Annotated in this window: 12 protein-coding genes and 1 tRNA gene; 11 read left to right on the top strand and 2 right to left on the bottom strand. The window is 67.4% G+C overall.

The genetic code is table 11. The features are described 5' to 3' along the window. The 11 genes from ON23_RS29200 to ON23_RS29150 form a co-directional block, all read left to right on the top strand. The coding region (locus ON23_RS29200) for an ATP-binding protein (protein ID WP_039782259.1) at positions 1-887 on the top strand (887 nt) is incomplete at its 5' end. 39 nt (positions 888-926) lie between these two features. Next, positions 927-1535 carry a hypothetical protein gene (locus ON23_RS29195; protein ID WP_039782257.1) on the top strand — a complete coding sequence of 203 codons (609 nt, stop codon included), beginning with the start codon at positions 927-929 and terminating at the stop codon, positions 1533-1535. Beyond that, positions 1535-2047, top strand: a complete 513-nt coding sequence (locus ON23_RS29190; RefSeq protein ID WP_039782256.1) for a hypothetical protein — start codon at positions 1535-1537, stop codon at positions 2045-2047. Before ON23_RS29195 ends, ON23_RS29190 begins: the two co-directional genes overlap by 1 nt. A 49-nt stretch (positions 2048-2096) precedes the next feature. Beyond that, positions 2097-2486, top strand: coding sequence for a hypothetical protein (locus tag ON23_RS29185; protein WP_039782255.1), 390 nt, complete (start codon positions 2097-2099; stop codon positions 2484-2486). Between the two features lie 43 nt (positions 2487-2529). Next, positions 2530-4107: a hypothetical protein gene (locus tag ON23_RS29180; RefSeq protein WP_039782253.1), complete on the top strand. Its 1578-nt coding sequence runs from the start codon at positions 2530-2532 to the stop codon at positions 4105-4107. Then, complete coding sequence (locus tag ON23_RS29175) at positions 4107-4481, top strand: hypothetical protein (protein WP_039782251.1); 375 nt, start codon at positions 4107-4109, stop codon at positions 4479-4481. The genes ON23_RS29180 and ON23_RS29175 overlap by 1 nt, the downstream gene beginning before the upstream one ends. A 3-nt stretch (positions 4482-4484) precedes the next feature. Next, positions 4485-4850: a hypothetical protein gene (locus tag ON23_RS38170; protein ID WP_039782249.1), complete on the top strand. Its 366-nt coding sequence runs from the start codon at positions 4485-4487 to the stop codon at positions 4848-4850. A 7-nt stretch (positions 4851-4857) separates the two neighbouring features. After that, the gene (locus ON23_RS36235; protein WP_051043527.1) at positions 4858-5868 is read left to right on the top strand and encodes a toprim domain-containing protein; all 1011 of its coding nucleotides are present in this window, start codon (positions 4858-4860) and stop codon (positions 5866-5868) included. Between the two features lie 29 nt (positions 5869-5897). Further along, positions 5898-6923, top strand: coding sequence for a helix-turn-helix domain-containing protein (locus tag ON23_RS29160; RefSeq protein WP_039782248.1), 1026 nt, complete (start codon positions 5898-5900; stop codon positions 6921-6923). Further along, positions 6920-7147: a helix-turn-helix domain-containing protein gene (locus tag ON23_RS29155; protein ID WP_039782246.1), complete on the top strand. Its 228-nt coding sequence runs from the start codon at positions 6920-6922 to the stop codon at positions 7145-7147. Before ON23_RS29160 ends, ON23_RS29155 begins: the two co-directional genes overlap by 4 nt. Next, positions 7147-8418, top strand: coding sequence for a site-specific integrase (locus ON23_RS29150; protein ID WP_039782243.1), 1272 nt, complete (start codon positions 7147-7149; stop codon positions 8416-8418). The genes ON23_RS29155 and ON23_RS29150 overlap by 1 nt, the downstream gene beginning before the upstream one ends. 43 nt (positions 8419-8461) lie before the next feature. On the opposite strand, the gene ON23_RS29145 is transcribed toward ON23_RS29150, so the two are convergent. Continuing rightward, positions 8462-8535: transfer RNA gene (locus ON23_RS29145), tRNA-Pro, on the bottom strand. Between the two features lie 775 nt (positions 8536-9310). Then, on the bottom strand, positions 9311-9736 hold a 426-nt coding region (locus tag ON23_RS29140), incomplete at its 5' end, for a ribonuclease FAU-1 family protein (RefSeq protein ID WP_218001130.1).

Below are 9736 nucleotides of genomic sequence, written 5' to 3'. Positions count from 1 at the left end.
GCATCATCGCGCTGGTTGTCGATGCCCCGATCGGGCCGCCGCGCAGCCACGTCGAGTTCCTGGAACGGCTGAATGAGCACAAGCTGAAGGAGATTTGGTCGAACGCGCCGGATGTGGTGCGTCAGGTCAACGCGTTGCAGGCGGAGAAGGTCCCCCAGATCGACGATGCGCTGATCAAGTGCAGCAACCTGTTCGACCTGCTCAAAGACGATTCCGGCAACGTCGTGTTCGACGGCGGCCGCAACATCGACGAGTTGTCGGTGCTGTTCATGACCGTTCCCGGACTCGACAAGGACGCCGCCCGCTCCCAGGTCGCGGCCACCCTGCGCATGGTGATGCAGCGCGCCGGGCGCAAACGCAAAGACCAGCGACGCTCGGTCACCCTGTACCTCGACGAGGCCAGCGCCCTGACCACCAAGCAGGGATCACTCGGCCTGGAGGAGATCGCCGAGCGCGGCCGCTCCCAGGGCGTGGCGATGGTGTTCGCCGGTCAGTCCCCCGAATCGCTCGCCGCGGATAAGTGGTCGCTGGATCGGCTGCTGAAAGCGTGCGCGGGCGGGGTGTTGATCGGGTACGGCGAGAACTTCGGTGAGTTGTGCAAACACTTCGGATCGCGGCGCGTGATGCTGCCGTCTCGGCACCTGATCAAGGGCCAGCGCCACGGCGACGAAGGCCAGGTCTCGGTCGGGGAGAAGTGGCTGGTCGACCCTGACCGGGTCCGCCAGTTCGAGACTGGCGACTTCGTGTTCGCCAAGAAGGGCCGCGCCTTCTACGGCCGCATCGTCCCCCTCGACACCAAACGCCTCACGCCGCTTCCCGGCACCGCCGCCGCGAAGAAGACCGCCACACAGCCCGGTATCGGCGGCGCCGCCACCGCCGCCGCATAACCCACCCAGCTTTTTCGAATTTGATTGGAGCACAACGTCATGCGCATCATCCGAGACGACGACGGACACGACCAGAACGACGACAACCCGCGGAAGCGGCTCGAAGACATCGCCGCGGGCGTGCCCGCCGACGAGGTCGGCAACATGATCGCCGACGAAGTCAGCGACTTTCTCGCCGCCGCCGTTCGCGCCACCGACCGCACGCCTGCCGCACCGGCCGAACCGTCGCCCGCACAGCACAAGCCGGACCTGCGACTGGTCCCCAGCGTCGTCGACGACGAGGAGAACACCACCGAGAAAGTCGGCACCACCGGCTCTAGTGGCCGGGTCCGGTTGCTGACCTCGACGGCGGCCAGTTCCTCCCTTGTGGTCACTGCCGCCGCGCTGGCCGGATGGGGACAGCCCGCCGTGGTCGCGGTCCCCGTGGCCGGATATGGGATCGGCTGGTTGGCCTATCTGTGGTGGAACGCCGCATTGCGGCCCCCGCTGCCCGTCGCGGTCGCCGCGATAGCTACCGCGCTGGCCCGTGGCAGCGCCGCGTTCGCCCGCGCCCTGGTCGGCGCCGTCAAATGGCTGACCAGCCGCGCCACTGCCGCCCGGTTCCGCCACGACGACACCGCCACCGCGACCGCAGAGGTGGCGAAGTGATGAGCGGCAACATCACCGGCCGGTCCGAGCCGACAGTGTCGATCACCGATATCGAGTACTCGCTCGACGAGATGGCGACCCTGTTTTGCTCGCACGCAGCACAATTCGCGTGCGAAGAACACGCCGGCGACCTCGGGCTCGTCGACACCAACGACGCCCAGCACCACTGGCGCGACGGGCTGATCCGCGGCATGTGGTACCAGCTCGCCCAAGCGTTCATCTGCTCCCCACTGCCGTGGGAATCGACCGGCGCGCGGCTGCTCGAGATCGACGCCACCGTGCCCGAGCAGTACCGGATGCTGCACATCGATCCCGGCGCCGGCCACGAGTACGGCTTCACCGCCGACAACCTCGCCCGCTATCGCGCGTCGCTCGCGTTCACCACCGCCAGCCAGATCGTCGGCCACACCGCCGAACAGGCGCTCGTCGACTGGCAGTTCAGCAAACAACTCCTCGGCCTCGCACCCGACGAGCCCTATCCCGACGACCCCCGATCCCTCGGCGCCGCATAACCCGCACGCCGAGCCCGCAAGAAATCCAGTGGAAGGAAGCCGAAAAGCCATGAACCACAACGACTACCGAGAAGACCGATTCCCGCCCGATCCGATCCGCACCGCCCCGGTCGATCTGCACGGCCGCCTGCACGACGTCAGCGACCGGATGAACGAGATCCGGCGCGAGCTCGCAGAGATTCGCCGCGAGTACCGCACCCTGCGCCGGCACCCCGATGCGTTGGAGGTCGACACCCTCGGCGCCGAGATCGATCCGGTCAAGGCGACGGACGCGGTCCTGTACGACCTCGACCGCGTCGACGAGCGGGTGCGCGTCGCCGAGCACGAGTTGGCCGAGACCCGCGGCCGGTACGCGTCCCGATTGAAGCTCACCGACCGCGCCGCCGACGAACTCGACCACCGCAACCGCCAGCGCGCGCCGATCGAACGCACCCGATAACCCGAACCCCGAAAACAACTGGCACTGAAAGGAATCGACCGATATGTCAGACAACGAGATCGATCAGATCAGCCGCGAATCTTCGCGAGCACTGCGCGAAATCCTCAACGTCGCCCGCACCTGGATCGAGGCGCACCGCAACCGCAACCGCTACAGCGGAGTTCGCAAACTCACCCGCCGCGAACGCCGGGATCTGGCCGAGGCGGTGCGTATCGAGGTCGGCGAGCGCCGCATCGCGGGCGCGTGGGCCGACCTGCGGGTCAGCGACTACCACCGCGAGGCCCGCGAGCTGGACTGGGCCCGCAACCACATGGACCTGTCCCGACCCGACAACCAGCAGTGGCTCGCCGAGCGGACCGACCGGCTCGATGCCATCCGGCACCGCATCGAGCACACCCTGCACACCACCGCTCTACCGCTGGAACAGCGCGGACAGGTAGTCCAGGCCCTCGATCAGATCGAACGCCAGCCCGCCGCGGTGCGGATCGAGCGACTGTTTACGCCGCTCGATGACCGCTCCGCACTCGCCGCACGCGAAGCCGCGGTGACCTCGGAGCGCCGGACTCAGCAGCGGCAGACCGAGATCGAACGCGATCTGGCCGTCCAGCGCGAGCAGCAGCAGCGCACCGACCAGGCCCGCCAGCTCGACACGGAGGCCGCGCGGTTGCGTGCCCAGTTGGCCGGCGTCGAGGCCCGCCGCAGCGAACTTGGCACCGACGGGGCGGCGCCGTTCGTGGCGTCGGTGGGCCCGGACGAGTACTACGGCCGCGACCACGATCCCGCGTTGGCGCCGGTCCCGCACCAGGACCGCCCGCGCACGGCGAGTTTCGTTACACGCGAGCAGGCCCAGCAGTGGGTCGCCGACCGATTGAACGAGTACGGGAACGGCAGCAGCCGCCGCGACGGCCAGTTCGTCGCAACGATGTGGGATTCGCGCAACCCCGGCCCGACCGGGCAGTCCGCGACCGGGCCGCTCGGCATGGTCCGCGACGAGGTCACCACCTGGGGCCCGCAGCAGACCCCGCAGCGGCAGCGCCCGCCGGACCGCCCCACCGAAACCCGGCAGCCGCAGCCGGTTCCGGCGCCGGAACCCGTTGCGCAGGAGTCGAAACAGCCCGATCGGCTGGCCGAGATCGAACGCGAGTTGCGCGGGTTGCGCGAGGACCGTGACCAGCTCGCGCGACGGGTGGAGATCCTGCAGCGCGGTGTCGACGCGGTGACTGCCGACCGTGACGACCACAAGAGGAAGTTGGCCGCGGCGACGGCGCAGGTGGAGGCGTTGAAGAACGCCAACCTTGGCCAGACCCGGGAGTTGGAGGAGTTGCGGCAGAACGGGTTGAAGTTGGTGAAGGTCACCGTGGACCGCGACCGGTTCAAAACCGAGCGTGACCAGTACTTGAGCGAGCGCGACAAGTTCAAGGCCGAACGCGACGAGGCCGTGCAGAAACTCGCCCAGTCCACCCCGAAACGGGACCGGTACGGATCCGCGGAGCGCATCGACGCCGACGCGAAGGCGGGCAACACCGCGCCGACGGCGCGGGAAGTGCTGCACGAGATCACCGAAACCAGCGGCAACGGCCACACCCGGCCCGCGCGCAACGGGATCGAACGAAGCCGGTGATGTTGCCCGAGCACGAAGAAGCCATGCGCGTCGATTTCGCCGAACGTGCCGCGCTGGACCGTCAACTTGATGAACGCGACATGGATGCGGCGACGGTCGAGCGGGTGTGTGACCGCATCGACGCCATCGACGACCGGTGGGACACCGGCCCGCACGCCAAGCAATGGCGATTCCTGGGCGATGCCTACGCCGAGTGGGACCAGCGGCCGGTCGCGATGCGCGAACACCTGGAGCGGCTGCGCCGCCAGCACGCCGCCGGCCACGACATCGGGATGAGCGAGGTGGAGTACCGCAGCGTCGAACAGGCCGGAGCGCTGATCGATCCCCAGCTGACCCAACAGCAGCACCAGCAGCGACCGCAGAGGAGTCGATGAGTCATGCAACGCGAACACGAAGAAGCCATGCGCGCCGAATTCGCCGAAAAGGTAGCCCTGGAGCGCACGATGTTCAACGCCGGCGTCACCGACGCCGAGTTCGACCGAATGAGCCGCCGCAGCAACGACATCGACAACCGTTGGGCGTCCGGCCCGCACGCCGAGCACTGGGCATTCCTCGGCGATGCCCACCACGATTGGCAGCACAACCCCGAGACGATGGAACGCTTCCGCGCCGACATCGCCCACAACCTGGCCACGGACGGACACGTCGGGCTCAGCGATGTGCAGGTGCGCAGCCTGGAACAGGCCCGCACCCTCACCCAACAGCAGAGCCAGCAGGCCGAGCGGCCGGTGCGGGAGCGGTGAGCTGGTCATGGACGAGCGCAGCGAATGGGGCCGATCCTATGAGGTCGTCACCGACGCACTGACCAGCCGAATGGGGCCGCCGAAGTTCCCGCGAGGCCCGATGCAGTGGACCAACTACCTGTGCCCGGTCCACGAAGCCGACGGCCACCACCACAACCCCTCCCTGGGAGTGCGGTACGACCCGCAGCAGGGCAAAACGATGGTGCGTTGCTGGGCCCGATGCGACGACGAACAAGTCCTGTCCCGCATCGGATTACGGGTGCGGGACCTGTGGGACCGACTGCCCGAACGCGACCCGAATCGCCGCACCCAGCGGCGGCCGGGCCGCCCCACCCCCACCACTGCGGCGGCACCGAAGTCGCGAGTGGACAAGGCCATCGACTACGCCCGGTTCGCCTTCCCCACCCGCCGCGAGATCGGGCAGCAGATCGGGGAGCCGGAAAACGTCGAAACCTACGTCTACCGGTGGCCCGACGGCCGCGTCGAGGGAGCGGTGACGCGGGTGCGGACCCCGCACGAGCACGGGGACGCGAAATCGTTCTGGCAGGCCCACTGGACCGGAACCGAATGGGAACACACCGGATTCGCACCCCTCCCGTTCCGGCTGCCCGACGTCGTCGAAGCGGTCGACGCCGGCCGCGAAATCTACGTCTGTGAGGGCGAGAAGGACGTGCAACGCGCGTTCGAGGCCGGGCAGATCGCGACCTGCAACGCGATGGGCGCCGGGAAATGGACCCCCGAACACGCCAAATGGCTGCACGGGGCTGGGCGGGTCATCGTGGTCGCCGACCGCGACCGCCCCGGATACCGCCACGCCAACACCGTCGCCGAGTCCCTGCACGGACGAGTCGGGGAGGTGCGGGTGATGCAGGCTGCGGCCGGCAAGGACCTGTCCGAACACCTCGATGCGTTCCACCGCATCGACGAACTCGAACCTGTCCCGTATCTGGATCGCCACTTTCGCCAACCACCACAACACGAACGGACACCGCCGCGGGACCTGACGCGGAGCCGATAACCGCCGACACCCTTTCGAAGGAGACCGAGATGAGCCCCGACACCGAACACAACATGTCGCAGCCGTCGACGCCTGCGACATACCCCGTCGCACACAATCCGGCAACCAGTCAGCCACCCGACAAGGACGCCGGAATCGGCCCGGTGGCCGGAGTCGCGCGAGAGGGGGCAGCGACAACGGGCGCGGCCGACCGCGACAACGGCGTCGCGCTGTCGCGCCGTCGTCGCGTATCCCGTCGCACCCACGACACCGATGCCACATCACGCGGCGGACGCACAGTCGCGTGGGCGGGATTCGTGTTTGGATCGGTGTTCTCTGTGGTGATGAACTGGCTACACACCTGGCTGCCCGCCGACGAGAAGCCGGCCGGTTGGCACCCCGGTGTCGCACCGCAAATCGGGTCCGCGGTCTGGCCGGTCTGCCTTCTGCTCGCGGTGGAGGCTTTGTCTCGGGTGCGGTGGCAGACCGGTTTCGGGTGGATGCTGGCCCGATACGGCGGCGTCGGTGCCGTCGCCGCCGGCTCGGCACTCATCTCCTACGGCCACGTCCACGACGTGCTCGACAAATGGGGATACGGCCAGCTCGGAGCAGGAGTTGGCCCCATCGTCCTCGACGGACTCATGGTCACCTGCGGCTTTGCACTCCTGTCCGAAACCAGCCACAACCACAGCGCCACAACGGAACCCGCACCACTCGCACCCCGCAGGGGCAACACATCTGAGCCGGTGACGCAACCCTCAATTTCCGAAAATGCCGTGCCGCACGTTGGTGATGTGTCATGCAACAGTCGGATCGCGGAATGCGACACCAAGGAGTTGCCGCGACACGCACCGCAACAGGATGCAACAGCCCGCGACATCGACTCCGAGACCGACCGCGACGCCCGAATCATGTTCCTGCATCACTCGGGCGCGACAACCCGTGAGATCGCCGACGAGATCGGCGTCCACCACTCCACTGTCGCGCGCGTGGTCAAGCGCAACGCCACCAGCGACACCGAACGCGACCTCCACCTCATCGCTGCGACGGCAAACGAGGAGACAACAGCATCATGAACGACCACGGCTTGCTCAGCGAACTGAGAGAATCGGCCTGGTACACGACCGAGGAGGTCGCCGCCATGCTGAAAGTGGACGCATCCAGCCTTCGGCGATGGCGTACGGCGCGGCCGCCGCAGGGCCCGCCGTTCGTACAGTTGTCCGACCGCGTCACACGGTATAGCGGTGCGGATCTGATCGAATATCTCAGCCACCGCCGCATCGACCCCACTGCGGCATGATGAACACGCCAATCGATCCCGTGCCGCTCGGCGCAGGCGTTCGCGGCTACGTCGAGCGGCGCGGGAAGGCGGGTCGGTTCAGGGCGCGCGTTCGATGGACCGATCCGGCGACCAAGCGGCGCGAATCGTCCTCCGCATCATTCGACAGCGAGGACGAGGCGCAGAATTGGATCGAGCAGGTCGAGCAGGCCGCGACCCGTGGGGTCGATCCGAAGACGGCGACATCGACGCTGGCGGAGTACGGAAACACGCACTGGGACATCGCGATGCGTGGACTGGAGCCCAAGACGCTCGACCCCTACCGTTCCGGCTGGAAACTGCGCCTGGTCCCGACACTCGGGCACCTGCCGATCACCATGCTGACCACCGGCCTCGTCGACCGTGCAGTCACCAGGTGGATAGCGAGTGGCTGTGGTGAGTCGACCGTCAAGAACACCCTCGCTGCTCTGGCTCGCGTACTCAACCAGGCGGTGCGGGACGAAGTCATCGACCGGAACCGGGTGGACGTCAACGGCTGGCAACGCCAGCTCGCCCGTGACGAGGACGAGATCGACGACCCGAGGGCGCTGGCCCTTCCAGACTGGCAGACTCTGCAGAATCTGGCCGATGCCCTGGTGGAGGCATCGCATGGTCGATACCGAGGGTGGGGTGACGCGGTGGTATTCGCGGCCTGCACCGCGACCCGAATCGGCGAGGTATCGGGTTGCCGTGTCGGCGATCTCGATACCGAGCAGTGGATTTGGACCCTCCGACGCCAGACGACACCTGGCCCCGGCGGAATGCGCGACAAGCAGACGAAAGGCAAGCGCTCCCGGCCTATTCCGGTGATCGAGGAGGTTCGGCCGATCGTTCTGCGCCGTATCAACGCTGCAGCCATTCGGATCGCCGCCGATCCTGCGCTCCGGGACGCGACGGAAGCGGAGCGCGCCGAAGCGCTTCGCGACGCTCGTCTCTTCGTCGGACCGCGGGGCGGGCGAATCGCCACCGGAGTGCTCAGGGACGCCACCAATTGGGACGAGGTAGTCACCAGGCTCGGCTTCGAGCATCTTCGGCGTCACGACCTGCGGCACACCGGCCTCACCTGGTTCGCCGACGCGGGGGTACCGCTGCATCGGCTGCAGCGGATAGCCGGCCACACCGACCCCCGCATCACGCAGCGATACCTACACCCGGATATCGCAGCTCTCCGAGATGACGGTCAAAAGCTGTCTCAGCACCTACAAAGCGGTCGTGGCCCCAAATTGGCCCCAACCCTGCAGATAGCTCAGTAACCAGGAAACCCCTCCCGACCAGGTCAGGAGGGGTTTTCTTCTGTCGGGCTGACAGGATTTGAACCTGCGACCACTTGACCCCCAGTCAAGTGCGCTACCAAGCTGCGCCACAGCCCGTGGCTCCCGCTTGCGGGTGCTCGAAGAGATTACCTCACTACCCCCTTGTTGGACCAAATCGGCTGCATGTGGGCGATCCGGAACGGGGGGTGCAAGCGGAAATGAGGGGCCGTGATGCGGCTCGTCCGGTCGGGCCACGAGTCGCGGCGGCGGGAGCACCTTGGCGGATGCGCCGGCGCGACGAGGAGCCGAATCAATCTGCCGCCCTTCCGAACTCGTTACATGCCGGACTTGACGTTCGTTTCACAAGCGTCGCGGGGGTCTGGCATGGGCTACTCCCTGGTCTTTTTCTGCGGTGGGCAGGGCGGCCTGCCTCTGAGCGCCAAGGCAGCTCGGTTCGGTCTGCGCTTCGCAAGGGGCGGGATAGCGGCATCGGGGCGGATCGTCGACGTCGAACGCGGTCGCCGGACGGTTCTCGACAGCGATGGCGGCGAAACGATCGTGCGCACGATGGCCGGCCGGCACGACGACGGGTTCGTCGCCGTCTCGCAGCGTGGCCAGTGGCGGGGCCGGGGTGGACACCGGGTGAGACCGCGCAGGTCAGGTATCTCCCGGACACGCCGGAGCGGTTCCGCATCGAAGGCAGGCGCAGCTCCCATCTCCCCTGGTTCCTGCGGCTGTCGCTGCCCTTCTCTGTACAGCCATCGGGTGCAACTTTTCACTGTCGGCCTCGTCCCGCTCCTTCGCCTCTACCTGTAGACGCTGTTGCGGTAGCCCAGGGTCGCCCGGGGCACCAGGTTCGCGAGGCGCTCAGGCCGACGATGAGCGCGCCAAATCAGCTGGGCCCGAACACTATTCGGTGCGAGTATCGAAGCTCCGGCGACCAGCCCTGCCATCGCGAGAGCCACCAGCAGTCGCCGCGATCCAATGCCGAGGCGACACGCTCGGCCTCAGCCCACACCATGTCCGCCTCCGCAGGCGTGAGGCGACCGCTGTCGACCTGCCCTGCAACGTCGTCGAGGTCCTTCCACTGCCATTCGCCGTCTCGCAGGACTATGTCCAGCCCGTGATCATCGGTGTCGAAGTAGGTATCGCCGCGACGGTAGGGCCTTTCGAAGTTGATGTACCAGTGATCCAACCGGCCGCGGCGAAAGAATGCCCACACCGAGTGCGCGTCGCCGGCCCTGTACAACTGCAGCACGCTACTGCCCACTCCATCGGTCCCTGCTCGACCAGGGATGTGGCCGAACGGGTGCGGCGG

It is taken from the genome of Nocardia cerradoensis NBRC 101014 (assembly GCF_000308535.1).
Lineage (GTDB): Bacteria > Actinomycetota > Actinomycetes > Mycobacteriales > Mycobacteriaceae > Nocardia > Nocardia cerradoensis.
The sequence above is the reverse complement of the archived record's forward strand: the minus strand, read 5'-3'. Positions and strand labels throughout refer to the sequence as shown.

Excerpts from the sequence above, each read along its gene's own strand:
- ON23_RS29160 (WP_039782248.1), top strand. The coding sequence starts at position 5,898 with ATGAGCCCCGACACCGAACACAACATGTCGCAGCCGTCGACGCCTGCG.
- ON23_RS29185 (WP_039782255.1), top strand. The coding sequence starts at position 2,097 with ATGAACCACAACGACTACCGAGAAGACCGATTCCCGCCCGATCCGATC.
- ON23_RS36235 (WP_051043527.1), top strand. The coding sequence starts at position 4,858 with ATGGACGAGCGCAGCGAATGGGGCCGATCCTATGAGGTCGTCACCGAC.
- ON23_RS29180 (WP_039782253.1), top strand. The coding sequence starts at position 2,530 with ATGTCAGACAACGAGATCGATCAGATCAGCCGCGAATCTTCGCGAGCA.
- ON23_RS29155 (WP_039782246.1), top strand. The coding sequence starts at position 6,920 with ATGAACGACCACGGCTTGCTCAGCGAACTGAGAGAATCGGCCTGGTAC.
- ON23_RS29195 (WP_039782257.1), top strand. The coding sequence starts at position 927 with ATGCGCATCATCCGAGACGACGACGGACACGACCAGAACGACGACAAC.
- ON23_RS38170 (WP_039782249.1), top strand. The coding sequence starts at position 4,485 with ATGCAACGCGAACACGAAGAAGCCATGCGCGCCGAATTCGCCGAAAAG.
- ON23_RS29190 (WP_039782256.1), top strand. The coding sequence starts at position 1,535 with ATGAGCGGCAACATCACCGGCCGGTCCGAGCCGACAGTGTCGATCACC.
- ON23_RS29175 (WP_039782251.1), top strand. The coding sequence starts at position 4,107 with ATGTTGCCCGAGCACGAAGAAGCCATGCGCGTCGATTTCGCCGAACGT.
- ON23_RS29150 (WP_039782243.1), top strand. The coding sequence starts at position 7,147 with ATGAACACGCCAATCGATCCCGTGCCGCTCGGCGCAGGCGTTCGCGGC.